A 23,351-nucleotide genomic window follows, 5' to 3' on the forward strand; every position below is an offset into this window, starting at 1 on the left:
TCCCAGTGGTGGAACGTTTCCGCTGCGACGCAGACGGCGCCGCGGTCGGGTCAGCCTGCGCGCGCGACGAGACCGCGCAGGACGGGTTCGATGCCGGACGGCCCCGGCGCGGCGGAGATCTCCGCGCCGATGCGCGCGGCGTTCTCACGGAACGACGGCTCGTGCAGAACCCGCCGGACGGCATCGCGGATGCTTTCCGGCGACACTCGGCGCACGCGCAGTCCCGCACCGCTCCAGGCGACGCGCGCGGACACCTCCGCCTTGTCCTCCGTGCTGCCCGCAGCGACGATCGGCACTCCGCGGGCGAGGGAGTGATGCACGCCGCCGTATCCGCCGTTCGTGACGAACGCCCCCAGACGAGGGAACAGCAGGTCGTAGGGAAGGTACTCCGCGATCCGTGCATTCGGCGGCAGGGCGCCTTGCGGCACCGGACGCCCGCCGGTGGAGACGACCACGAGCAGGTCCTCCTCGGCGAGCGCGCTCAGCGTGGGCAGCACCAGCTCACCGAGATCCGCGTTCGCGACGGTGCCCTGAGTGACGTGCACCACCCGGCGCCCGTCGAGATCGTCCCACCAGTCGGGGAGGGCGCCCGGCTCACGGGCAGGCGCGGCGTCCGAAGCCCCCTCCGATGGCACCGAGCCGACCGACACCGGGCCGACCGACACCGAGCCGACCGACACCGAGCTGACCGACACCGGGCCGACGAAGTGCACCGGCACGGGCAGATCGCTGCGCGGATACTCGAACGACGGCACGGTGAACTGCACGACGGCATCGGCCAGGGCCGGATAGTTCATGGCCGGCGCTGTCAGCGCAGCACCGGTCTCGGCCAGCGCCATCCGCTCCGCGTCACGCTGCAGTTCAGCGAACACCAGCCGGTCGGTCACCGCGTTCAGTGCCGCGTTGCGCAGCCGGCCCAACGGGCCCGGGAGCGGGGGGATGCCGAGGGCGAAGGGAGCGGTGTCACGGCTGCGCAGGCCCAGCGGGACGATGCCGAGGTTGATGACCGGCGGGCGCGCCGCGGCCGGGCGGCACAGCAGCAGCATCGCCCCGAGGAACATGCTCTCCGCCAGCACCGCATCCACCGGCCGCACCCGCAGCTGCTCGTCGACCGCGCGCAGCTGCGCGGGCGCGGGCTCGAGGAAGATGTTGCGCAGGTCCCAGCGAGCGCCGTCGACGCCGCGCCGACCGACCCGACCCGGAAAGGCGGTATCCATGTCGCGGTCGTCGTAGTCGGCCTCGGCAGGAAGCGGAATCCATCGCGCGCCGGTCTGCTCGACGAGGGCGCGGTACCGCGCTCCGGTGAGGAAGCGCACGTCGTGGCCGGCTGCGGTGAGGGCGCGCGCCACGGCCACGAGCGGCAGGACGTGACCGTGCACGGGAGTGCAGCAGATCAGCAACGACATCGGCGTCGTCGAGGACGGCGAAGGCGACGGCACCAGATAGGATGTTGAAGACATGCTGGAAGTATTCACTACCCCTTAAGGAAAGTCAATGGCTCGTTATGTGTCGCCCCTCCGCGAAGCGCAGGCGGCGCAGACTCGCGAACGCGTACTCGATGCGGCGGTGGCGATCTTCCGCTCGTCGGGCTATTCCGGCGCCTCGCTGGCGCAGATCGCCAGGACGGCGGGAGTCTCCGTCGAGACGGTGAAGCAGCTCGGGCCGAAAGCCTCTCTGCTGCTGTCGGCATTCGGTCACGCCTTCACGGGAGTGGACAACGAGCTTCCGCTGAGCCAGCAGAGCGGGCTGGAGTGGATCCGCGCGCTTCCCGACGACGAGTTCACCGCCGGCTGGCTGGGCTTCGTCGCCGACGCGAACACGCGCGTCGCGCAGCTCTGGCCCCGGCTTCTCGAGGCGGCATCATCCGACGACGAGGTCGGCACCCGGCTGGCCGCGCTGCAGTCCAACCGCCGTGCGGACATGGATTCGGTGATCGCGCTGCTGCGCGAACGCGGCCTGTGCCGCAGCGCACGCGACGACGCCGACCTCGCCGCCGAACTGTCCTTTCTCATCTCTCCGGAGAGCTACACGCAGCTGGTGCTGGACAGCGGATGGAGCGAGGACGCGTACCGGGCCTGGCTCGGCCGCGCGGTGGACCGGATGATCCTGCAGCCCTGACCGTCGGGTCACTTCTCGGAACCCGCCACCATCCCCTTGATGAAGTACTTCTGCAGCACGAGGTACACCACCAGCACCGGCAGCACCGACAGCAGGGACGCCGCCGCGGCGGCGCCGACGTCGCTCGACGTGGTCGAGAAGAACGTCGCCGTGGCCGGTGCGATCGTGCGCATCTCCGGACTGCGCATGAGGTACACGCTGAGCGCGTAGTCGTTCCACACGTTCACGCTGGTGAGGATCACGACCGTCGCCGTCACCGGTTTCAGCATCGGCACCACCACCCGGAACAGCACTTGCACGGCGCTGGCCCCGTCCACCGACGCGGCTTCCTCGATCGAGACCGGTATCGCGCGCATGAAGGCCGTGTACAGGAAGATCGCCAGCGGCAGCTGGGTGGCCGTCATCACCAGGATCGTGCCCCAGTAGGTGTTGATCGCGTGCCACTGGCTCATCATCGAGTACAACGGCACCAGGATCGACAGCGGCGGGATCATGATGAGTGCGACAACACCGGCCAGGATCAGCTTGTTCGACAGCGTGGGACGACGAGCCAGCGGATACGCGGCGAGCGCGCCCAGCACGCACACCAGCAGCGTCGCTCCCACCGTCACGATGGCGCTGTTGCCGATCGCGCGCAGGATGCCGCCCTGCTCGATCGCGGTGGCGAAGTTCTGCCAGTGGATGGCGTCGAAACGCGGCAGCCACTGCGAGGACAGGTCGCTGCGCGCCTTCATCGCCGAGGTGACGGTGATGTAGAACGGCAGCAGCTGCAGCAGCACGGCCGACAGCACCCCGGCGCCGATGGCGAGCCGCGCCGGCCACGCGGAGCGGACGGCGGCCCTGGTCGCGGCGGGCGCCGTGCTCGCTGCGGACGGTGCGGATGTCACGCTCACAGCTGCTCCAGCCGTCGACGGTTCAGCATCGTGTTCAGCACCAGTGTGAACACGATGATGATGAGGAACAGCACGACCCCCATGGCGGAGGCGTAACCGGCGCGCTGGCTGCCGAAGTACATCTTGGCGATGAGGGTCGACACCGAGTGCGTGGAGTAGCCGGGGCCGCCGGCCGTGAGCACCTGGATGACGTCGAACAGCTTCAGGCCGCCGATCAGGTTCAGCACGATGCTCGTCGCGAAGGCGGGCTGGAGCATCGGCACGGTGATGTGGCGGAAGGACTGCACGGCGTTCGCGCCGTCGAGGCGCGCCGCTTCGTAGTACACCGTGGGGATCGATTGCAGGCCCGCCAGGTAGATCACCATGGAGATGCCCACGAACTGCAGCGAGTTCACGGCGACGATCAGCGCCACCGCGGTACCGGAGTCGCTGAGCCACGCCGTGCGCTCCCCGCCCAGCGCGATGACGAGGTCGTTGAGGCCGCCGCCGTTGTAGGAGAGGAACAGGTAGTACATCGTGCCCATCACCACGGGTGACACGAGCACCGGCAGATAGATGATCGCGCGCGCGACGCTGCGACCGCGCACAGCCCTGTCCAGGGCGAGGGCCAGCCCGAGGCCGATGATCTGCTGCAGGATCGTGGAGCCGATGCCGTAGAGGAACGTGTTGCCCAGCGCCGTGCGGAAGTTGGGGTCATCGAACAGGCGCAGATAGTTGTCCACGCCGACGAAGGTGCGCTGCGGTGAGTATCCGTCCCAGTTGGAGAGCGACAGCAGCACCCCGTTCAGCAGCGGCCACAGGGTGAAGACGCCGAGCACGGCGAGCGCGGGGAGGTACAGCAGATTGAGCCCCGGGCGCGCGAACCGCGGGATGACCGCGCGACCGGGACGCCGCCCGGACCGGTTGCCGGCCCGGGCGGAGGAGGGTTTCGGCCGCACTCTCGCAGCGGTCGCCGTCATCGCAGCGAGTCGTAGCTCGACTTCATCTGCTTCACCGCATCCGCCGGTGTCATCTGTCCGGTGATGACACCATCGGTCGTGGTGACCATGGTGTCCCAGATGCCGTTGGGCAGATACACGCGGTCGAAGTACGGCTTCAGCGGGAGCTCCCCGGGCTTGACGAACGCGTCGTAGCTCGCGGTGAGGACGCCGAGATCGCTCGTCGCGCTGGTCAGCCCCGGGATGCCGCCGATGGAGCCGGCCAGCTCGGAGAGGTTCTCCGGCTCGGCCAGGTAGGCCAGGTAATCCAGCGCCTGCTCCTTGTTCGGAGAGGTCTTGGACACGCCGTACGCGCGGCCCTCGCCACCGACGAGGAAGGGCTCGCCGTTCTCGGACGGGATGGGCATGTAGCCGAGATCGGCATCCGGATTGAAGCCGAGAGCGGTGGCGACCAGGTAGTTCTGCACGAACACGAACGCCGTCTTGCCCTCGGCGAGCGAGCGCCCCAGGTCATCGGTCGTCGCCGACGAGTAATCGGGGTTGAACCATCCGGCCTTCTGCCAGGTTGCGACGTGATCGAGGATGCGTGTGTACCCGTCCTCGTCGAAGGTGCCGTCCGCAAATCCCTTCAGCTCGGCGTCGCTGAAGTCGCCCGAGCCGATGAAGTCGGCGATGTTCCCCGCGAACCAGCTGTCCTTCCCGGAGGACGAGACCGGGGTGACGCCGGCACTCTTCAGCGTCTTCAGCGCGGCCTCGAACGCGTCCCAGTCCGTCAGCTCGGTCGGGTCGATCCCGGCATCCTCCAGGACGGTGCGGTTGTAGACGATGCCGGCCACGTCCGTGTCGATCGGCAGGGCGAAGAACTGGCCGTCGGAGTTCGCCATCGCGGGCGCGAGGGCCTCGTTGAAGTCCTTCGCCCAGGCCTGCTCGTTCAACGGTTCGAGGAACTGGCTGTACCTCAGCAGCGACCACCCGTGGGTGGCCCAGATGTCGGGGATGTCGTTGGAGGACAGCCGCACCTTCATGTCGGCCTCGTACGTGTCAGTCGACGGCACGAGCTCGATCTTCACGCCCGCGTTGTCCTTCTCATACGCCTCGGTGATCTTCTGCAGCACCTTCAGCGACGGATCCGTCGAGCCGAAGTTGGTCTGCATCTCGATCGTGACATCGCCTCCGCTCTCACCTCCGCCGGTGTCGCCGGAGCATCCGGTGAGCGCTAGCGCGGCAGTCGCGACGATGGCCAGGGCGGGCGTGGTGTGCTTCGCGGTCATAGATCTCATCCTGTCTGGTCCTCACTGTCTCCAGGTGTCTCCAGGCGTGGCCGTCCGTTACATGCGGCTGATGCGGAATCTCCCGGTTCGTGATACGTTACCCGCGTAGATCGCTGGGGTACAGGGGGTCTCGAAGCCGTTCTGAGGGGCACGGCTCCGGGGCCCTCCCTCATGTTGACACCCGTAGACCGGCAATGGAAGACTTCCGCCATGGCGTTCACTCTGGGGATCGTGGGGGCGGGCCAGTTCGCCGGCCAGTTCGCGACGCTCTTCCACCACCATCCCGGCGTGTCCGCCGTGCACGTCACCGACGTGGTCCGCTCACGAGCCGATGAGCTCGTTCGAGACGCCGGACTGTCCGGCACGTTCGACTCGTTCGAGGACATGATCGCGTCGCCGACGATCGACGCGGTCGCGGTCTTCACGCAGCGCTGGACCCACGGGCCGCTGGTCGTGCAGGCGCTGCGTGCCGGCAAGCACGTCTACTCGGCGGTGCCCATGGCGATCACGGTCGAGGAGATCGCCGCGATCATCGACGCGGTGCGCGAGACGGGCCTGACGTACATGATGGGCGAGACCAGCTACTACAACCCGGCGACGGTGTTCGCCAGGCGGAAGCTCGCCGAGGGGGCGTTCGGGCGGCTGTTCTACGGCGAGGGCGACTACATCCACGACATGGACCTGGGCTTCTACGAGGCGTACCAGTACTCCGGCGGCGAGAACTGGAGGGCGACGGCGAGCTATCCCCCGCTGCTCTATCCGACGCACTCGATCGGCGGAGTCCTCGGTGCCTGGCCGACCCACGCGACGGCCGTGTCGGCGGTCGGGGTGGTGGATCAGCGGGGTGACGCGGTGTTCGACCGGACGGTCAGTCAGTTCGACAACGACTTCTCCAACGCCACCGCGCTCTTCGAACTCGCCGCCGGCGGCTCGATGCGCATCAACGAGTTCCGCCGCGTGGGGTATCCGTCGCATCTGCGCGAGTCCCGCTTCCGCTGGTTCGGCACGGAGGGCTCGTTCGAACAGCTCGCGACGACCACCGTGTGGCAGACCCGCGAGGGGATCGAGGACATCTCGCGGCTCATCGACACGCATGCCTCCGTCGCCCACGACGATCCGTCGCTGGCCCACGTGGCCCCCGCGCTGCGCGACGCGTTCGTCTCGGGCTACGCCGAGATCCACGAGGCCGATCGCGCTCGCATCCCCGTGGAGCTCCGGTCGTTGCACAACGGGCACGAAGGCAGTCACCATTTCCTTGTGGACGATTTCGCACGCGCGGTGAACGACCGCACCCTGCCGCCGGTGAACGCCTGGCAGGCGGCCCGCTTCACCCTGCCCGGCGTGATCGCGCACGAGTCTGCGCGGCGCGGCGGGGAACGACTCGCGATCCCCGACATGGGGGATCCGGATGCCTCCTGAACGCGCGCGCTCGGTGACCCGCGCGGACGTCGCCCGCTACGCCGGTGTCAGCACCGCCGTCGTCAGCTATGTGCTCAACGACGGCCCGAAGAACGTCGCCCCGCTCACCCGGGAGCGCGTCCTCGACGCCGTACGGGTGCTCGGCTACCGCCCGAATGCGGCCGCCCGCGCGCTGTCGCTGGGCTCGACCGACATGTTCGGGCTGCTCGTGCACGACAACCGCAACCCGTTCTTCGCCGAACTGTGCCACGCCCTCGACCAGGCCACGGCCGACGCCGGTCGCTCGCTGCTGATCGTCAACTCCGACCGCACGCAGGTGCCGACCTCGGAGCAGATCCGCGATCTCGCCTCCCGGCAGATCGCGGGACTCGTCATCGCGGACGTGCTCACCGTGCGCGAGCAGTCGCTGGTCGAGACGCTGGGCGTCCCTGCGGTCGTCATCGGCCAGTTCGGTGAGACCGAGGGCCTGCACAGCATCGGCGTCGACTTCCGCAGCGGTGCGCGCCTGGCCACCGAGCATCTCATCGGGCACGGCTATCGCGACATCGCCTTCGCCGGAAGCGCCGCCCGCTACGACGAGCGCGAAACCGGCTGGCGCGAAGCGCTCACCGCAGCCCGGCTCCCGCTGGGCGCGCTCGCGCACACCTCCTTCTCCTACCAGGGCGGATACGAGGTCGGCGTGCAGCTGGCGGCATCCCCCGTGCGGCCGCGCGCGGTGCTCGCCGCGTCGGATCAGATCGCGATGGGCATCCTGACCGCGTTCGGCCAGCGCGGCATCCGGGTGCCGGACGACATCGCGCTGGTGTCCTTCGACGGCACGGTCACCGCCGACTTCGTCTGGCCCCGTCTGACCACCGCCGTGCAGCCGCTCGAACTGATGGCCGAGACGACGGTGCGGACGCTGCTGACGCCCGGGGCCGTGGCGCATCACCAGACCTTCACGAGCACCCTGCGCATCCGCGAGTCGTGCGGCTGCGCGCCGGCCGACTGACCCGGGCGCGGCTGCGCGCCGGCCGCAACGCCGCCTGCGATGCGCGGGCGATGTCGCTCAGACGCCGAGTACGGCTGCGGCATCGGCGGCGCCGCGCCCCCACCGGAACGGCGAGACGGTCGGGTCACCGGTGATCCAGAACCGCCAGGGGAATGCCATCGTCCCGGCGATTCCCGCCACGCCGACCCGCGGTCCGGCCGAGATGTCCGCGACGGGATCGGCCAGCAGCAGTCGTGCGACGGCGCCGTTCATCTCCGCACCCGTCACGGCGTCGATGCCGTCGTGGAGCCCGTGCCGCAGTCCCAACGCCTGACCCAGCCTTCCGGGCCCGCGGGCGAGATCGCGCGCCGCCGTGCGCCCCAGCGGCACAGTGGCGCCGCGGCGCGCGGCGGCGGCCTCAGCCCCGTGCACGACCTCCCCGGCGCGCAGCAGCACTCCGCCCGCTTCTCCCTCGGCACCGCAGACCACGTTGATGCAGGAGTGGATGCCGTGGCTCAGGTACACGTACAGGTGCCCGGGCTCGCCCCACATGGTCGCATTGCGGGCGGTGGGGCCCATCCGGGCGTGCGAACCGGGGTCGGGTGCGTCGCCGGTCCCCTTGCCGTGATAGGCCTCCACCTCGGTGATCCGCAGGTGCGTCTCGACACCGTCCACCACGGTCATCAAGGTCGCACCCAGCAGGCGCGGCGCGACCCGGAGCGGCAGGTCCACGAGGTCCGCTCGCAGGACCGGACGCGGGCCGCTCACGGCTGCGGCGCCTGAGCGCACCAGGAGATGTCGAACCCGCTCAGGGTGGGCAGCTCGCGGTCGCCGTCGAGGTCGATCAGCCGGGTGTGCAGGGTGGAGGGCAGCGGCAGCTGCAGGGTGTCGTAGGGGTTGTTCGGCAGGTCGGGTGCCACCACGACCGCCGCGTACTGTCCGCTCGGGGACACGCAGGTCTGCAGAATGGCATCCGCTCCGCTCACGTCCGAGATCACCGTCGCCGCACCGTCGTCGTCCACCCGGACGATGGCCTGGCCGGTCGGCATGCCGGCGTCGTCGCGCTGCACGATGTGGCGCAGCGTGCCCCCGGGGAACGGGACGATGGTGTCGGCGTCACCGTAGTCGGGCTCGGACGCCGGCAGCGCCGACTCCGTGCCGTCGGTGAGATCCAGCTGCACGATGCTCCCGTCCGAGCGCTCCACGATCGCCGTGTAAGTGCCGCGGCTGACGCCGAGGATGCTGGCCGCGATGCCCATCCCCTGCACCCCGGCATCGGTGCTGCGATCCTCCACGCCCAGCGCGCCGTTGAAGTCGATGAACAGCAGCGACGACGAATCCGGGACGAACTGCCACTCGGCGACGCTGGCCTCCTTGCCGTCGACCTGGACGATCCGCGGCTCCCCCTTACCGCTGAGCGGCTGGGTCACCAGGACGCTGGCGCGCCCCGACGTCTCGGTGAGCTCACGATCGGAGTAGCTGTAACCGACGAGCCCGCCGCGATCCGAGACCTGCACCGAGGACACGAACCCCTCGCCGGGGAGCTTCAGCTCCCGCCGGTCGGATCCGTCGCGGTTCATCACGAGCAGATGCGAGCCGTCCTCGTCCTCCACCGCGACGACGAGCAGGTTGGCAGCGGCCCGGTAGTCGTCGATGTGCGGATGCGCGAAGACCGGCGCCGCCCGCTTTCCGGTGAGGTCGGTCGAGAAGATCTTGTCGTCCTCGTCGACCGAGCGCTGCAGCAGGAGGATGCGCGACGCGGGAGTGGTGAAGCTCGTGGTCAGGTCGGCGGTCGGTCCCCCGCCGGCGGCCGCGGCGCCCGCGACGGAGACGGTGTAGGACGTCGCGTCGTCCAGCGGCACGGTGAAGCGGACGCCGATGCTGCGTCCGGCCGCGTCCACCGTGAAGGGAACGGCGGGCGACACGGTGACCTGTGCCGGGTCGATCGGCTCCAGACGCTGATTCGCGCTGAGGATGAGCCTGCTGCCCGAGGTCTCGATCGCCTGCTGCGCGTCGACCTGCACCTGCGCGATGCGCGGTCCCTGCACGAGGCTCACGGTGCCCAGCACGGCGACCACCAGCGCGAGCGCGCCGAGCACCGACATCATCGTGACGGCGAAGCGCCGGTCGCGGGGGCGGCGATCCTTCGATCCTGCGCCGCGGTCGGACGGCGAAGCGGAGCGGTGCCGCGGCGCGGTGCGTGCCGGGTCTGCGGGGCTTGCCGGGTCCTCCGGGTCCGTGCGTGCCGGGTCCTCCGGGTCCGGGCGTGCCGGGTCACCTCCGCGAGGGGGATCGGGGGTCTCCGCGGGCGCACCGACACGCGGGACCAGGTCCGCCGGTGCGGCGGCGGTCTGCACGGGAGTCGTGGGCAGTGGGACGGACGGCACCGGATGCCGAACCGCCTCAGCCTCCTCGGCCGCGCGGAGTGCGCGCAGCTGGGCGCGGGTGAGCGGCGGGCCGGACTCGTCCGCCCCGGGTCCGTCAGTACTCATACGGATCCTTCGGCTCGGCGATCTTCTTCACCGAGGTGGGCTCGATGCGCAGCGTTCCGCCTGCTTCCGCGCGCACCGTCCCGGTGACCTCCACCCATTGGCCAGTGGCGTACTTCTCGGTGACTCCCCCGAGCGGCACGGTCGCCGGCTGCGCGTCGATCACGCAGTGCGTGATGGTCATGCGGGTCAGGCCGACGGCATCCCCCTCCCCCGGGGTGACGAAGCCGGTCAGCGTCACGGCCGCGCCGTCGTAGTTCTCCGGACGGGTCGCGGTCGCGAACGCACTCGCCCAGTCGCCCACGCCGAACGTGGTCGTGTCAGCCACGCCGAGGGTGACGTCGTCGGCGCCGGCGAACAGCACCGGCACCTCGCCGGAGCGCGACATGGCCAGTTGGGCGGAGAGGGATGCCGGGGGCAGCACGAGCCCGGCGAGGACCACACCCGATGCGATCACTCCGCCGCTCACGGCGGCTGCGGTCTGCAGCATCCGGTGCCGCAGGGCATGCGCGCCCGAGGCGGCCTCACCGTGATCGTGATCGTGATCGCCCTCCGCACCGAGCGGCAGCGTGCACGACCACACCGCGACGACCAGCGTGACCACGGCGGCCGCGCAGGCGAACCACACGGTCTCGGGGCTGATGTAGAGGGTGAGGCGCCCGGTCGCACCGAGACCCAGTGTCACGACCGAGATGACGGTCGCCAGCCCGACGCCCAGCCAGCGGGTCACCAGGGCGTGCCGGCGAGAGGGGGCGTCGACAGTGGGGGTACGGGAGTCAGCCAAGGACGTTCACCCCGATCCCGATGGCGCACGCCGAGAGCACCACGATGCCGACCAGGCCGGCGAGCACGCGTCCGGTGAACGTCGTGCGCAGCAGCGCGAGCATCTTCACGTCGACCAGCGGACCGACCAGCAGGAACGCGATGATCGCACCCGTGGAGAAGGTCGACGCGAAGGACAGCGCGAAGAACGCGTCGACGTTCGAGCAGATGGCCACCGTCATGGCCAGCGCGACCATCGCCAGGATCGACAGCACCGGGTTCGAGCCGATCCCCAGCAGCACGTCGCGCGGGACGAGCACCTGCACCGCACCGGCGAGCGCCGAGCCGACCACGAGGGCGGGCATCACGGCACGCAGCTCGACGAGGAAGTGGACCAGACTGCGGCGCACGGGGGTGCCGGGTTCGTGGGCGGCCTGCTCGCACGTCTCCACGAAGCGGGCGGTGAGCAGCGACTGCGGGTCGGAGTGGCGGCTGTAGATCCAGCCGATGAGGTTCGCGATCAGGTAGCCGCCGACGAGACGCGCGACGAGCACGCCGCCGTCCCAGCCGAACGCGGCGTGCGTGGTGAGGATGACGATCGGATTGACGATGGGTGCGGCGACGAGGAATGTCAGTGCCTCGGCGGGGGCGAGCCCGCGCATCAGCAGGCCCCGCGCGAACGGGACGTTGCCGCACTCGCACACCGGGATGAACATGCCCAGCAGCGACAGCACCGCCCGACGCAGCCAGGCGTTGCCAGGCAGCCAGCGCTGCACGGCGTCGGATGGCAGCCACACCTGTACGACGATCGACAGCACGACGCCGAGGATCACCCAGGGCAGAGCCTCGATGAGCACGCTCAGCGAGAGGGTCAGGCCGTCCTGAGCCCGATCGGGCAGCGCCTCGGGGAAGAGGGTCGGGGCGAAGGCGTCGATGAGGACCAGCACGACGAGGATGCCGAGACCGACAGCGAGCGCGGTGCCGAGGGGAACCCGGCGCTGTGGATGACGATGCGCGTGCGGCGTGCCGGTGGACGGCCCCTGCGGCATCCGTGCCGGGGCTGTGGTCACGCGTCTGCTCCGGCTTCGCCCGGCGCCTGCGTGGCGCGATCACGGCGGTCGGCGCACTCGGCGCACAGGCCGAAGATGTCGACCACGTGTGCGGGGTCGCGGAAGCCGTGCAGGGCGGCAGTGCGCTGCGCCCACTGCTCGACATCCTTCGCCTCGATCTCCACGGCGCGGCCGCAGGAGCGACAGATCAGGTGGTGGTGGTGGCCCTGCGTGGCGCAGGCGCGGTACAGCGCCTCACCCTCGGGGCTCTGCAGCGAGTCGGCCTCGCCGGTCGCTGCCAGCCCGGCCAGGGCGCGGTACACCGTGGCGAGTCCGATGCCGGTGTTCGCCTGCCGCAGCTCGGCATGCAGCGTCTGCGCGCTCACGAAACCCGCCGCATCCGTGAGCGCGTCACGGACGCGTTCACGCTGCCAGGTGTTCCGCTGAGCCATGCTCCGAGTCTAGGCCGGGAGCCTGAGAGGCGCGCTGAGCGCACCTACTGACCGCCTCACGGGCTGGTGCGTGTCCCGCTCCTGTCACCCGCATGTCCCAGAAGTGGCGGGTCCGCACGGCATCCACCCACCGTTGCTCACCCCGCACCCCGGCGCATGTCCCAGAAGTGGCGGGTCCGCAGTCCGCGAACCCGCCACATGTGGGACATGCCCACGAGGACTGCCGAGGGTCAGTCGCGCGGCTCGTCCTCGTCCTCGTCATCCTCGTCGTCGTCCGCATCGGCGTCCTCGGCGGCGAGCGCGGGCTCGTCTCGCAGTGCGTCGAGCGCGGCGTCGCCCTCTTCCTCGTCGGATGCGTCGGCGGCGAGCGCGGCGTCGGATGCGGGGCGGGCGAGCACGCCCTCGGGGCGGATCAGCTCACGCACCTCGGCCATGAAGCTGTTCAGCTGCTGCTGCTGCCAGCGCAGCTGACGCGTGCGGTCCTCGGCGTCGCGCAGCGCGCCCGTGGCGTGGCCGGTGACGGAATCGATGATCTTCTGCGCCTTCGCGCGAGCGCGCTCGAGGGTCTCGCGGGCCTTCACCTGCGCCTCGGCCTCGATCGCCTGCGCCTGCGAGCGCATCAGCCGTTCGTAGTCCTCGGCCTTCGACGAGATGCGCTGTGCGTGCTCGAGCGACGCGGCGACCTGCTCATTGGCATCCGTCGTGATGCGCTCGGCGTGCGCGACCGCCTGGTTGTGCAGCACGAGGAACTCCTGCTGCGCGTCATCCTGGCGGCGGGTGAGGGTCTCCTCGAACTCCAGGACGCGCGCGTTCATCTCCCGCACCTCGCGCTCGGCGTCCGCGCGCAGGTCGGTGGTCTCGCGCGTGACCATGGCGCGCAGCGCGGCGGCGCCCTTCTCGGCCTCGGTGCGCACCGTCGCGGCCTCCTGCTCGGCCTGCGCGACCTTCTCGGCGGCATGAGCGGCCTCGCGCTCCAGCCGCGCCTCGTGCGCGGTGAGCTCGGTGTCGATCTTCAACCGCACCTGGTCGGCATCGTGCTGCGCCTGCGCTGTGATGCGGGCGACGTCGGCGGCGAGCTCCGCGCGCTTGTTGTCCGCCTCCTCGCGGGCGGCGTCGAGAAGCCGCTCGGCCTGAGTGGCGGCGTTCTGGATGAGCACACTGGCCTGCTCCTCGGCAACGCGCAGCACCGCCTCGAACTGCTGGCGGCTCTGCGGGGCGTCCTCGTCCCGGGGCGCCTCGCTCAGCTCCGAGGCGAGCGTGCTCACCTGGGCGGCCGCGTCGTCGGCCTGAGCGCGGGCGGCGGCGAGTTCGTCCTCCAGCCGCGAGACACGGGCGTCGCTCTCGGCCAGAGCCTCCGCGAGTGCGCGCTCGTTGTCGGCGCGCAGCGCCTCCAGTGACTCACGGTGACGTGCGTCGGCCCCTTCGCGGTCCGCGCTCAGTCGTGCCAGCTGGTCGCGCATCGTCGCGAGCGCCGCATCCACCTCGGTCTTGTCGTACCCGCGGAACGCCTGGGTGAATGACGCGTGCTCCTTGGGTGCTGCGGTCAGCAGCTGGTCGAAGAAGTCACCGTTCTGCGCGTTGCCCGGCTCCTGCGAGTCGCTCACGGACGCCACCTTTCTGAGTAAGCCTGCCCCGAGTGACCATGATGTCATCCCCAGCCCGCCGTCGGGGACGAGATGCCCGACGGCGACACACTCAGACTCGGCGGATGCGGGCGCGCAGGCGCTGCGTGATCCAGCATCCGCCGTAGATGAGGAACGAGATCGTGGTGATGTAGGGGCTGACAGGCAGCGTGCCGGCGAGGGCCAGCAGGATGCCGCCGACAGCCGACACGAAGCCGAACAGCGCCGCCAGCACCGGCACCGCCACCGGTCCGGCCGACAGGCGGGTCGCCGCGGCCGCGGGGGTCACCAGCAGCGCCATGACCAGCAGCGCCCCGATGATGTGCACGCTGACCGCGACGATCAGGCCGAGCAGCACCATGAACACCAGGTTCACCGTGCGGGTGGGCACGCCGCGCGCGGCCGCCGACTCGGGGTCCAGCGAGTCGAAGCGCAGCGGATTCCACATCAGCAGGAGCCCGGCCAGCACGATCACGCTGATCCCGATCAGCCAGCCGAGGTCCGGACTCGACACCGACACGATCTGGCCGGTGAGCAGGCCGAAGCGGTTGGCGCTGCGGCCCTCGTAGAGGGAGAGGAACAGGATGCCGAGACCCAGCCCGAACGGCATCAGCACGCCCACGATGGAATTGCGGTCGCGGGCGCGGGCGCCGAGCACGCCGATCAGGATCGCCGCGATGAGCGCACCGCCGATCGATCCGGCCACGACGCTGCCGCCGAACAGCAGGGCCGCGGCGGCGCCGGCGAAGGACAGCTCGCTCACGCCGTGCACGGCGAACGCGAGATCGCGCTGCATCACGAAGGTGCTGATCAGCCCGCCCACCAGGCCCAGCACGGCACCCGCGATCAGGGAGTTGGACAGCAGTGCCAGCAGCTGCCCGTAGTCCTGGAAGGAGAAGACGTCGCCCCAGTCGACCAGCGGGTTCACGCGCGGCCGCCCGAAGTGATGGTGCTCGTCGTGATCGGCTCCTCGCCCTCGAGTTCGTGGTGCGTCTCGGCATCCGGAACCCCGACGACGACGAGTCGGCCGCCGGCGCGGAACACGAACACCGGGGTGCCGTACAGCCGGCTGAGCACGTGGGTCTGCAGCACCTCCTCGGGTGTGCCGAGCAGGAATCGCCCACCGGCGATGTAGAGGATGCGGTCGACGCGGTCGAGGATCGGGTTGATGTCGTGGGTGACGAACAGCACCGCGGTGCCGTGCTCGCGCCGCTCACGGTCGATGATGTCGGTCACACCGCGCTGGTTGGCCAGGTCGAGGTTCGACAGCGGCTCATCGCAAAGCAGCAGGGCAGGTCGGTCGGCGAGTGCCTGGCCGACGCGCAGCCGCTGCTGCTCACCGCCGGAGAGCAGTCCGACGGGCCGGTCGCCGTAATGGGAGGCGCCGACGCCGTCGAGCAGGGCGTCCACACGCGCGCGGTCGCCGCGGCGCGGGATCGGCAGACCGAACCGGGTGCCGTTCACTCCCAGTGCGACGAGGTCGCGGGCGCGCAGGCTGGTGTCCGGCGGCAGCGGGCGCTGCTGCGGGATGTATCCGATGCGCGGGTCGCCCCGCTGCGCGGAGGAGCCGGCGATCCGGATGCTGCCGGTGGACAGCTGCTGCAGACCGAGGATGCTGCGCAGCAGCGTGGTCTTGCCGGAGCCCGAGGGGCCGAGCACGGCGATGAACTCGCCGGCATGCATCTCCAGGTCCAGGCGGGACCAGAGTTCACGGCCGTCGCGATGAAGCGCCGCCCCCTCGATCGACAGGACCGGCTGAGGTGCGGCGTCGGTCGCCTCGGGACCGCCGCTCACATCACCGCCGCTCACTTCTGGAGGGCGGCGAGGTCCGAGATCGCGGCGCGCATCCACTCAGCGTACGACTGATCGGCGTCGAGCAGCTCACTGAAGGTGAGCACGGGGATTCCGACCTGCGTCGCGGCATCCTCTACCCGGCTGGTCTCGCTGCCGCCGGTCTGGGCGTTGGCGAGCACGGCCCGCACCTTGCCGTCGTCGATGAGGGAGAGCGCCTCGAGCAGCGTGGCGGGGGCGACGTCATTGCCCTCCTCGACCGCGGAGGCGAAGCCGTCGGGGGTGACGTCGTCGAGACCCGCGGCGGCAGCGAGCAGGCCGGGCAGCGGCTCGGTGATGAACACCGGCGTGCCCTCCAGCTTCTCGTGCAGTCCGTGGAGCTCGGATTCGATGTCCTCCAGATCGTCGTTCAGCTTCTTCGCGTTCGCGGCGAAGTCGGCCTTGCCGGCCGGGTCGAGCTCGGCCAGGTCTGCCGCGATCTGCTCGGCGACGTGCGAGACGGTGTGCGCGTCGAACCAGACGTGCTCGTTGAAGCCCTCGATGTGCGCGTGGCCGTGGTCGTCGGCGTGCTCGTGCTCCTCGGCGTGCTCGTGCTCGTCGACGTGCTCGTGCTCCTCGGCGGTTGCGCCGGGGTAGTCGTGGGAGAACTCGACGGCGGTGATGACGGCGGCATCCGATCCGTCGCGCAGCTCCTCCATGAAGGCGTCGTATCCGCCGCCGTTCTCGATGAGCAGGTCCGCGTTCTGGACGACGAGGCGATCGCGCGCGGTGGCCTCATAGGAATGCGGATCCTTCGCGACCGAATCGATCAGGCTCGTCACCGCGACGCGATCGCCACCGATCTCCGCCGCAAGCGCTCCGTACACGTTGGTCGACGCGACCACCTGCACGGTGCCCCCGCCATCCCCCCGCGCAGTGGCGGTCGTCGAGCATCCGGACAGGACGATGACGGATGCGGCGGCGAGCGCGAGCGCGGCGAGGGATTTCTGCATGCGTTCGACACTAATGCAAATGAGAACCATTCTCAACAAGGAATCTCCGACCCGTTGCTATGCTCGCCGGATAGACGCCGATCCACGACCCCTAGGAAGACATGCTCCTCATTCTCCTGCCGATTCTGTACGTCCTGGTCGGCGCATGCATCGTCTACGCGACCGTCCGATTCGCGATCGTTCACGCACTCCGTCAGGCGCGCAATGAGACGCGGATCGAGCAGCGTGTACCGAAGGCCGCCACCTGGCTCGACGAGGACGAACGTCGTCTTCTGGACATGTCGAACGCAGCGCAGAACTGACGGCGAATCCGCTCACCGCTGCCCGGTGAGGGGTCACGGGTGCGCCGGTGCGATCCAAGCGGTCGCCTCGCCGCGGAGGGCGCGGTCTGAGAGCGGGATGCTGGTGAGCACCACGTCCGCGGCATCCGCTCCCAGATCGAACGACTCGGTCCCGAAGTTCGTCACCACCTGCCAGCCGTTCGGGCGGGCGAAGCGCAGCACGTCGGCGCGGCCGGTCTCGACCCACTCGAGCCTCTCCTCGGCCTGCAGCCGCCGCCGCAGACCCAGCGCCCTCCGGTAGAGCGAGAGGGTGGATGCCGGATCCGCAGCCTCCGCCTCGACCGCGTACTCCGCGAACCACGCCGGCTGCGGCAGGTGGGCGCCGTCGGCGCCGAAGCCGAACGACGAGCCTCCCGTCGTCCAGGGCAGCGGCACACGGCATCCGTCCCGCCCGAGACCGTCGAACTCGCCCCCGCGGAAGAAGGCGGGATCCTGGCGCTGCTCGGCAGCGATCTCCGCCACCTCGTGCAGTCCGAGCTCCTCGCCCTGGTAGAGATAGGTGCTGCCGGGCAGGCCGAGCAGCAGCAGCGTGGCCGCCTCGGCGCGGCGCCGGCCCTGCTCGCGGTCCAGGTCGCCCGCCGGGCCTCCCGCGCGCACCCATTCGGTGCCCTGCTTCACAGGCCTGCCGTGCAGCGGCGCCAGCCCGTAGCGAGTGGCATGGCGGGTCACGTCGTGGTTGGAGAGCACCCATGTGGTCGACGATCCGCTCAGTGTCGCCTGGGCGAGGTTGTCGGCGATGATGCGACGGAACTCCGCCGCATCGAAGTCGGCGACGAGCAGGTCGAAGTTGAACGCCTGGCCGAGACCCTCGGCCGACGCGTACTTCGCGCGGCGCTCGGGGGACGAGACCCAGGCCTCGGCGACGGCGGTCCGCGGCGGGTCGTATGCATTGAACACCCGGCGCCATTCCGCGTAGATCTCGTGCACGTCGTCGCGGTCGATCAGCGGATGCGTTCCGTCCTGCGGCAGCAGTGCGAGCTCGGCGCGACTGGGCAGCGGCTCGCTGAGATCCTTGGTGAGCATGTGCGCCACATCGATGCGGAATCCGTCGACCCCGCGATCCGACCAGAACCGCAGAGTGGTCAGGAAGTCCTCGCGCACCTCGGGGTTCGACCAGTTCAGGTCGGGCTGCTCGACGGCGAAGTTGTGGAAGTACCACTGGCCGTCCTCGACGCGCTCCCACGCCGACCCGCCGAACACCGACACCCAGTCCGTCGGCGGCTCGGCGCCGTCGGGTCCGGTGCCCTCGCGGAAGATGTAGCGCTCCCGGGCGGTGGATCCTCGGCCGGCGGCGAGCGCCTCGCGGAACCACTCATGCCGGTCGGACGTGTGGTTGGGGACGATGTCGATGACGACCTTGATCCCGCGCTCGTGCAGAGCGGCGACCATGGCGTCGAAATCGTCGAGCGTGCCCAGCCGCGGGTCGATGTCCCGGTAGTCGTCGACGTCGTACCCGCCGTCGGCGAGCGCCGACGGGTAGAACGGGCTCAGCCAGACCGCGTCGACGCCCAGCTCGGCGAGGTAGTCCACGCGGGAGAGGATGCCGGGGAGGTCGCCGATGCCGTCGCCGGTGGCATCCGCGAAGCTGCGAGGATAGATCTGGTAGACGGCCGCCTGGCGCCACCAGGCGGCGGCGTCCTGCGCCGCGGCGGCGTCCTGCGCCGCGGCGGCGGCGTGCGCGGTCTTGTCGTGCGCGGTCTTGTCGTGCGCGGTCTCGCTGAGGAGCGGGTCAGTCACGGAAAGGAACTCCTTGTCGATGGTGTCGGGTTCGGGGTGGGAAGACGTCGGTCAGCCCTTGACGGCGCCCTGGGTGACGCCCTCCATCACCCAGCGCTGCGTGAACAGGTAGGCGACGATGGCGGGGGCCATGGCCATCAGGTACGAGGCGAAGGCGACGTTGTAGTTGTTGCTGAACTGGTTCTGGAACAGGTTCTGCCGCACCGGCAGGGTCTGCAGATTCGGGTCGGAGATGATCAGCGACGGCATCATGAAGTCGTTCCACGCGTACAGGAACGCGAAGATGCCGACGGTGGCGCTCATCGGCGCCAGCAGCGGGAAGATCAGTCGCCAGAAGGTCTGCCAGGTGCTCGCGCCGTCGATGCGGGCGCTCTCCTCGAGCTCGATCGGGATCGAGCGCAGGAACGCGGTGAACAGCAGCACGCTGAAGCTGAGCTGGAACATGGTGGCGAGGATGATCACGCCGACCGGGTTGTCCAGCCCGACCCGCCCGGTGAGCTGGATCTGGGGCAGTGCGACGACGGGGAACGGGATGAACATCGCCGCCAGCAGGTAGAAGAACGAATAGCGGAAGAAGCGCCGGTCCCAGTTGCGCACGATGGCGTACGAGGCGAAGGCGGCCAGAAGGATCGTCGCGATCACGGTGCCGGCCGTGACGAACAGGGAGATCCCCGCGCCCACCGGGAACTTCGTCAGGTTCCACGCCTGCACGAACCCGTCGAAGCTCAACGGCGCGGGGAGGGAGAAGGCGTTGCCGTCGACGGCCTGGCCACTCGTCTTCAGCGCCATCGAGATCGTCACGTACAGCGGCAGCAGCACCGTGACCGCACAGAGGATCAGGATGATGGTGCCCGACCAGTTGACGCGCTCCATCTTCGTGCGCCCGGGCTTGGCGCTGCCGGGTCCCAGCACGATGGCGGCGGTGGATGCCGTGGTCACGGCGGGTTGAGTGGTCATCAGAGCGCATTCCTTCCGCGCGTCAGCGAGAGCTGGAGAAGGGAGATGAGCACCGCGACGATGAAGAAGATCGTCGCGTTGGCCATCTGGTAGGCGTAGTCGCCGCCGTTGAACCCCGCGATGATCGTCATCGCGACGCTGCGGGTGGCGGTGCCCGGTCCGCCGTTGGTGAGGCCCACGATGATGTCGTAGGCGTTCAGGAAGCCCTTGAAACCGAGGATGATGTTGATCACCACATAGCCCGCGACCAGGGGCACGGTGATGCGCGCGAGCTGCTGCGCCTTGCTGGCGCCGTCGATCGAGGCCGCCTCGTACACCTCTCCCGGCACGGAGAGCAGGCCGGCGATGTAGATGAGCATCGTGCCGGGGATGGCCTGCCAGGCGGTCACGATGACGATCGCCACCCAGGCGAGGTCGGGGTTGGCCAGCAGGCTGGTCTGCAGCCACGAGATCCCCGTCGCCGCACCGGCCGCGGGGATGGAGTTGGAGAACAGGAAGTTGAAGACGTAGGCGATGATGATGCCCGAGATCACCATCGGGATGACGAAGACCGTCCGCAGGCCGGTCTTGAAGCGGATGCGGGAGGTGAGGCCCACCGCGAGCAGGAAGGCCGCGAGGTTGACCACGATCACCGTGGCGATCGAGAACCCGAAGGTGAACAGGTAGCTCTGCAGGATCGCCGGGTCGCTGAACATCGCGATGTAGTTCGTCAGCCCGTTGAAGCTCCAGTCGCCGATCCCGATGGAGTCGGTGAAGCTGAAGAAGATCCCGATCGCACCGGGCAGGGTGATCGCCAGGGTGAACAGCACCAGGGTCGGCACGAGGAAGAAGTAGTAGATCGGCTCGACACGGCGCGAGCTGCGACGCCGGGTGGCATCCCCCGCCGTGACGATGTTCGTGGTGCTCATCGTGCGGACTCCTTCGTCTGGCTGGTCGGCGCCGGTGCGCGGAAGGCGATGCGCGCCCAGTCCGCGTCCATGGTGCTCAGGGTGCGGGCGGGATCCGCCCCGAGCACCATGGCCTGCGCGTAGTTGAAGACCGGGATGGTCTTGGGCACGAGCACCGACGGGCCCTGGTAGATGCGGCCCGCGTCGTAGTACTCGATCATCCCCTCGATGCGAGGGTCGTCGGGGGCGGGGGAATCCTGCAGCGGAGTGAATCCGAGCTGGGACGCGTTGTACGCCTCGATGCGCTCGGGCTGGTACAGGAACTCGAGGAAGTCCCGCGCGGCCTCCTGGTGACGCGAGCCCTCCGGGATCATCGCCGCGAGGTCCATGTTCACCCGCACGGCGAGGTCGTCCGGGTCGTCGGTCATCGGCAGCGGGAAGGTGCCCAGCTCGAGATCGGGAGCCGTCTTGGCGATCTCACTGAACGCCCAGGGGCCCTGCAGATACATCGCCGCCTCGCCCTTCGCGAAGGCGAGATTCCCATCGCCGTAGCCGCGACTCGCGGCATCGTCGTTGGTGTACTCCTTCGCCAGCTGCAGCATCCGGTCCATGGGCTCGGCGAAGTCCTTCCGGAACGACACCTCCGAGTCGGGACCGACCTCGGCGCCCTCCTTCGCGAGCGCGTCGAAGAAGTCGATGACGTCCAGCGACCCGCCGGCCGAGTAGTCGTACCAGCCCTGAGCCACCGTCCAGTCGTCCTTGAAGGTCGCGTAGAACGGCGTGATGCCGTCCTGCTGCAACTGGTCGGCCACCTCCAGCAGATCGCTCCAGGTCTTCGGCACCTCGAGCCCCTGCTCGTCGAAGATCTGCTTGTTGTAGATCACCGAGGCGGCCATCACCGAGAAGGGCAGCGCACTGGTCCGTCCCTCACAGGTGCCGTACTGCGCCATGAGCGGCTGCAGGTCATCGCGCAGACTGCGGGCGGCATCCGTGTCGCTGAGATCCGTCAGGGCGCAGCGCTGCACGAACCGGGCGATCTCGTAGTTGTAGTTGGCCAGCATGATGTCGGGGGGATTGCCGCGCACGAAGCTCGCCGAAACGACATCGACGCCGGAGGTGTCGATCTCGACCCGCACGTCGTCCTGCGAAGCGTTGTAGTCGGCGACGAGGTCGGTCATGAACTCGATCGCCTCCCGCTTGCTGAAGGTGAAGCGGATGGTCTCGCGGCCGTCGGCCGAACAGCCGGCGAGCGCTGATGCCACCAGGGTGAGCGCTGTCGCGCCCGCAGCCATCCGGGCCGCCCGTAGAGGTTTCACAGACACCGTCGTCCTTCCGATTCAAAGATTCGGAGATTAAATTTAGTGAGCAGATTTAGTTTGCTGGAGGGTACTCTCTCATTTGGGGTGAGGAAAGGTCAAGGGCATTGAGCGAAGTCTCTGCGGATCTCGGCACAGGACGGGCGAGTGTCGGCGCGGTGCTCGACTATGCCTGGACGGCCGACGAGTTCACCGCGACCGACGTCATGGCGTCCACATCGCTCACCCGCTCCACCGCCATCGAGGCCCTGGCGATTCTGGTCGACGCCGAGGTGCTGCAGGAGCTGCCCAATGCGCGTCTCGGTGGCACCTACCGGTCGGGCCGGCCGGCGCGGCGCTTCGCACTGTCGTCGGAGCTCGGGGTCGTCGTCGGCGTCGATGCCGGTGACACGCACCTCGCGGTGACCGTCGCAGACGTCCGGGACGCAACCCTGGTGCACCACCGTGTCGAGGTCGACTCCGCCCAGACGCCTGCGGAGCGGCTCACCACCGTCGAACGACGCCTCGACGGGGCGCTGACCGAGGCGGGCCGAGGTCGTGAGGACGTGCTCGCGCTCTGCATCGGCGTGGCGGCACCCGTGGACCGGAACGGCGTCTCACCGCCGCATCCCGGCGGGTTCTGGGAGCGCACCAACCCCGGTCTCGCTGCCGCTTTCCGCGACTGGGCACCCGTGGTGCAGGTCAAGAACGATGCACTGCTCGCCGCGGTCGCCGAAGGCGCCCAGGGGGCTGCCGTCGACTGCCGCGACTATGTCGCACTGCTGGCCGGCCAGCGATTCGGCGCCGGCGTCGTGGTCGACGGGCACCTCCTGCACGGGGCGCATGGAGGTGTCGGCGAAGGCGTCGCCTTCGCCCATGTGACGGGCGTGGAGTCCGCGTTCGGTCTCGGCCCGCTGCTGCGCGACCAGGCCAGGGCCGCGCTGGACAGCGGGGAGATCGCTCCCGAGAGCGCGATCGGGCTGCTCGCGCGCGACGACCGCATCGATCCGCGCACCGTGCTCGCGCTCGCGGCGGAGCAGGATGCGGATGCCGGACTCGTCAGCGCCAGGGTCGGCAGGATCCTCGCGCGCGCGGTCGGACTGCTCGGCAGCGTCTACGATCCGGCTCGGGTGATCGTCTGCGGCGCGGTCGCCGACAGCATCGAGCCGGTTCTCGCCGCCGCGCGCCGGGTGCTGCCCGAGCAGCTCGACCTGCCGGCGCCGCAGCTGCTGGCCTCCACCCTCGGGGCGGAGGTCGTCTCGCTGGGCGCCGTCGCCACGGCGCGCCGTGCCGCCCGGGAGCGCGCAGTGCCGCTGCTCGCCGAGAGGCGGCTGTCCGCCCGCGGCTAGCCGCGCGCTTCTCTCCGCC

Annotated in this window: 22 protein-coding genes; 5 read left to right on the top strand and 17 right to left on the bottom strand. The window is 69.7% G+C overall.

Translation table 11 applies throughout. The features are described 5' to 3' along the window. Nucleotides 1–50: 50 nt before the first annotated feature. A complete protein-coding gene (locus ACFQY2_RS02300; RefSeq protein WP_378743995.1) occupies nucleotides 51–1,460 on the bottom strand; it encodes a glycosyltransferase in 1,410 nt (469 codons plus the stop codon). A 34-nt stretch (nucleotides 1,461–1,494) separates the two neighbouring features. On the opposite strand from ACFQY2_RS02300, the gene ACFQY2_RS02305 reads away from it, so the two are divergent. Continuing rightward, entirely contained in the window at nucleotides 1,495–2,118 is a 624-nt protein-coding gene (locus ACFQY2_RS02305) for a TetR/AcrR family transcriptional regulator (RefSeq protein WP_378743996.1), read from the top strand. A gap of 8 nt (nucleotides 2,119–2,126) precedes the next feature. On the opposite strand, the gene ACFQY2_RS02310 is transcribed toward ACFQY2_RS02305, so the two are convergent. The 3 genes from ACFQY2_RS02310 to ACFQY2_RS02320 are packed head-to-tail and all read right to left on the bottom strand — an operon-like array spanning nucleotide 2,127 to nucleotide 5,220. Next, nucleotides 2,127–3,011, bottom strand: coding sequence for a carbohydrate ABC transporter permease (locus ACFQY2_RS02310; RefSeq protein WP_378743997.1), 885 nt, complete (start codon nucleotides 3,009–3,011; stop codon nucleotides 2,127–2,129). After that, entirely contained in the window at nucleotides 3,008–3,970 is a 963-nt protein-coding gene (locus ACFQY2_RS02315) for a carbohydrate ABC transporter permease (protein WP_378743998.1), read from the bottom strand. The genes ACFQY2_RS02310 and ACFQY2_RS02315 overlap by 4 nt, the downstream gene beginning before the upstream one ends. Further along, the gene (locus ACFQY2_RS02320) at nucleotides 3,967–5,220 is read right to left on the bottom strand and encodes an ABC transporter substrate-binding protein (RefSeq protein WP_378743999.1); all 1,254 of its coding nucleotides are present in this window, start codon (nucleotides 5,218–5,220) and stop codon (nucleotides 3,967–3,969) included. Before ACFQY2_RS02320 ends, ACFQY2_RS02315 begins: the two co-directional genes overlap by 4 nt. A 210-nt stretch (nucleotides 5,221–5,430) precedes the next feature. Here ACFQY2_RS02320 and ACFQY2_RS02325 point away from each other — a divergent pair, with 210 nt between their 5' ends. Both ACFQY2_RS02325 and ACFQY2_RS02330 read left to right on the top strand, forming a co-directional pair. Continuing rightward, nucleotides 5,431–6,639: a Gfo/Idh/MocA family protein gene (locus ACFQY2_RS02325; RefSeq protein WP_378744000.1), complete on the top strand. Its 1,209-nt coding sequence runs from the start codon at nucleotides 5,431–5,433 to the stop codon at nucleotides 6,637–6,639. Further along, nucleotides 6,629–7,630, top strand: a complete 1,002-nt coding sequence (locus tag ACFQY2_RS02330; RefSeq protein WP_378744001.1) for a LacI family DNA-binding transcriptional regulator — start codon at nucleotides 6,629–6,631, stop codon at nucleotides 7,628–7,630. The genes ACFQY2_RS02325 and ACFQY2_RS02330 overlap by 11 nt, the downstream gene beginning before the upstream one ends. A gap of 57 nt (nucleotides 7,631–7,687) precedes the next feature. Here ACFQY2_RS02330 and ACFQY2_RS02335 read toward each other — a convergent pair whose 3' ends face one another. The 9 genes from ACFQY2_RS02335 to ACFQY2_RS02375 form a co-directional block, all read right to left on the bottom strand. Next, nucleotides 7,688–8,377 (bottom strand): DNA-3-methyladenine glycosylase, encoded by a 690-nt coding sequence (locus ACFQY2_RS02335; protein WP_378744002.1) that lies wholly within the window; start codon nucleotides 8,375–8,377, stop codon nucleotides 7,688–7,690. Next, the gene (locus ACFQY2_RS02340; RefSeq protein WP_378744003.1) at nucleotides 8,374–10,101 is read right to left on the bottom strand and encodes a hypothetical protein; all 1,728 of its coding nucleotides are present in this window, start codon (nucleotides 10,099–10,101) and stop codon (nucleotides 8,374–8,376) included. Before ACFQY2_RS02340 ends, ACFQY2_RS02335 begins: the two co-directional genes overlap by 4 nt. After that, nucleotides 10,091–10,882, bottom strand: a complete 792-nt coding sequence (locus ACFQY2_RS02345) for a TIGR03943 family putative permease subunit (protein WP_378744004.1) — start codon at nucleotides 10,880–10,882, stop codon at nucleotides 10,091–10,093. Before ACFQY2_RS02345 ends, ACFQY2_RS02340 begins: the two co-directional genes overlap by 11 nt. Further along, nucleotides 10,875–11,909: a permease gene (locus tag ACFQY2_RS02350; RefSeq protein ID WP_378745008.1), complete on the bottom strand. Its 1,035-nt coding sequence runs from the start codon at nucleotides 11,907–11,909 to the stop codon at nucleotides 10,875–10,877. The genes ACFQY2_RS02345 and ACFQY2_RS02350 overlap by 8 nt, the downstream gene beginning before the upstream one ends. 17 nt (nucleotides 11,910–11,926) lie before the next feature. Then, nucleotides 11,927–12,361, bottom strand: a complete 435-nt coding sequence (locus tag ACFQY2_RS02355) for a Fur family transcriptional regulator (protein ID WP_378744006.1) — start codon at nucleotides 12,359–12,361, stop codon at nucleotides 11,927–11,929. Between the two features lie 230 nt (nucleotides 12,362–12,591). Next, nucleotides 12,592–13,965: a DivIVA domain-containing protein gene (locus tag ACFQY2_RS02360; protein WP_378744007.1), complete on the bottom strand. Its 1,374-nt coding sequence runs from the start codon at nucleotides 13,963–13,965 to the stop codon at nucleotides 12,592–12,594. 91 nt (nucleotides 13,966–14,056) lie between these two features. Beyond that, a complete protein-coding gene (locus ACFQY2_RS02365; RefSeq protein ID WP_378744008.1) occupies nucleotides 14,057–14,911 on the bottom strand; it encodes a metal ABC transporter permease in 855 nt (284 codons plus the stop codon). Further along, nucleotides 14,908–15,792: a metal ABC transporter ATP-binding protein gene (locus ACFQY2_RS02370; protein WP_378744009.1), complete on the bottom strand. Its 885-nt coding sequence runs from the start codon at nucleotides 15,790–15,792 to the stop codon at nucleotides 14,908–14,910. Before ACFQY2_RS02370 ends, ACFQY2_RS02365 begins: the two co-directional genes overlap by 4 nt. Then, on the bottom strand, nucleotides 15,789–16,766 hold the full coding sequence (locus tag ACFQY2_RS02375) for a metal ABC transporter solute-binding protein, Zn/Mn family (protein ID WP_378744010.1): 978 nt from the start codon (nucleotides 16,764–16,766) through the stop codon (nucleotides 15,789–15,791). The genes ACFQY2_RS02370 and ACFQY2_RS02375 overlap by 4 nt, the downstream gene beginning before the upstream one ends. Nucleotides 16,767–16,867: 101 nt before the next feature. Between ACFQY2_RS02375 and ACFQY2_RS02380 the strand changes: the two genes are divergently transcribed. After that, entirely contained in the window at nucleotides 16,868–17,068 is a 201-nt protein-coding gene (locus ACFQY2_RS02380; RefSeq protein WP_378744011.1) for a hypothetical protein, read from the top strand. Nucleotides 17,069–17,101: 33 nt separating this feature from the next. Here ACFQY2_RS02380 and ACFQY2_RS02385 read toward each other — a convergent pair whose 3' ends face one another. The 4 genes from ACFQY2_RS02385 to ACFQY2_RS02400 are packed head-to-tail and all read right to left on the bottom strand — an operon-like array spanning nucleotide 17,102 to nucleotide 21,980. Continuing rightward, a complete protein-coding gene (locus tag ACFQY2_RS02385) occupies nucleotides 17,102–18,844 on the bottom strand; it encodes a glycoside hydrolase family 13 protein (protein ID WP_378744013.1) in 1,743 nt (580 codons plus the stop codon). 51 nt (nucleotides 18,845–18,895) lie between these two features. Next, nucleotides 18,896–19,801 carry a carbohydrate ABC transporter permease gene (locus ACFQY2_RS02390; RefSeq protein WP_378744014.1) on the bottom strand — a complete coding sequence of 302 codons (906 nt, stop codon included), beginning with the start codon at nucleotides 19,799–19,801 and terminating at the stop codon, nucleotides 18,896–18,898. Beyond that, nucleotides 19,801–20,709 (bottom strand): carbohydrate ABC transporter permease, encoded by a 909-nt coding sequence (locus ACFQY2_RS02395; protein WP_378744015.1) that lies wholly within the window; start codon nucleotides 20,707–20,709, stop codon nucleotides 19,801–19,803. Before ACFQY2_RS02395 ends, ACFQY2_RS02390 begins: the two co-directional genes overlap by 1 nt. Further along, nucleotides 20,706–21,980: an ABC transporter substrate-binding protein gene (locus ACFQY2_RS02400; RefSeq protein ID WP_378744016.1), complete on the bottom strand. Its 1,275-nt coding sequence runs from the start codon at nucleotides 21,978–21,980 to the stop codon at nucleotides 20,706–20,708. Before ACFQY2_RS02400 ends, ACFQY2_RS02395 begins: the two co-directional genes overlap by 4 nt. Nucleotides 21,981–22,111: 131 nt before the next feature. On the opposite strand from ACFQY2_RS02400, the gene ACFQY2_RS02405 reads away from it, so the two are divergent. After that, nucleotides 22,112–23,332 (top strand): ROK family protein, encoded by a 1,221-nt coding sequence (locus ACFQY2_RS02405; RefSeq protein WP_378744017.1) that lies wholly within the window; start codon nucleotides 22,112–22,114, stop codon nucleotides 23,330–23,332. Nucleotides 23,333–23,351 lie beyond the last annotated feature (19 nt).

Origin of the sequence: Microbacterium sp. GCM10027623 (genome assembly GCF_042666935.1) — a bacterium.
Classification (GTDB): Bacteria; Actinomycetota; Actinomycetes; order Actinomycetales; family Microbacteriaceae; genus Microbacterium.

Bases quoted from the DNA above. Each gene is read 5' to 3' on its own strand.
- ACFQY2_RS02330 (WP_378744001.1), top strand. From the start codon at position 6,629: ATGCCTCCTGAACGCGCGCGCTCGGTGACCCGCGCGGACGTCGCCCGC.
- ACFQY2_RS02355 (WP_378744006.1), bottom strand. From the start codon at position 12,361: ATGGCTCAGCGGAACACCTGGCAGCGTGAACGCGTCCGTGACGCGCTC.
- ACFQY2_RS02395 (WP_378744015.1), bottom strand. From the start codon at position 20,709: ATGAGCACCACGAACATCGTCACGGCGGGGGATGCCACCCGGCGTCGC.
- ACFQY2_RS02325 (WP_378744000.1), top strand. From the start codon at position 5,431: ATGGCGTTCACTCTGGGGATCGTGGGGGCGGGCCAGTTCGCCGGCCAG.
- ACFQY2_RS02380 (WP_378744011.1), top strand. From the start codon at position 16,868: ATGCTCCTCATTCTCCTGCCGATTCTGTACGTCCTGGTCGGCGCATGC.
- ACFQY2_RS02400 (WP_378744016.1), bottom strand. From the start codon at position 21,980: ATGGCTGCGGGCGCGACAGCGCTCACCCTGGTGGCATCAGCGCTCGCC.
- ACFQY2_RS02390 (WP_378744014.1), bottom strand. From the start codon at position 19,801: ATGACCACTCAACCCGCCGTGACCACGGCATCCACCGCCGCCATCGTG.
- ACFQY2_RS02300 (WP_378743995.1), bottom strand. From the start codon at position 1,460: ATGTCTTCAACATCCTATCTGGTGCCGTCGCCTTCGCCGTCCTCGACG.
- ACFQY2_RS02315 (WP_378743998.1), bottom strand. From the start codon at position 3,970: ATGACGGCGACCGCTGCGAGAGTGCGGCCGAAACCCTCCTCCGCCCGG.
- ACFQY2_RS02305 (WP_378743996.1), top strand. From the start codon at position 1,495: ATGGCTCGTTATGTGTCGCCCCTCCGCGAAGCGCAGGCGGCGCAGACT.
- ACFQY2_RS02340 (WP_378744003.1), bottom strand. From the start codon at position 10,101: ATGAGTACTGACGGACCCGGGGCGGACGAGTCCGGCCCGCCGCTCACC.
- ACFQY2_RS02320 (WP_378743999.1), bottom strand. From the start codon at position 5,220: ATGACCGCGAAGCACACCACGCCCGCCCTGGCCATCGTCGCGACTGCC.
- ACFQY2_RS02375 (WP_378744010.1), bottom strand. From the start codon at position 16,766: ATGCAGAAATCCCTCGCCGCGCTCGCGCTCGCCGCCGCATCCGTCATC.
- ACFQY2_RS02350 (WP_378745008.1), bottom strand. From the start codon at position 11,909: ATGCCGCAGGGGCCGTCCACCGGCACGCCGCACGCGCATCGTCATCCA.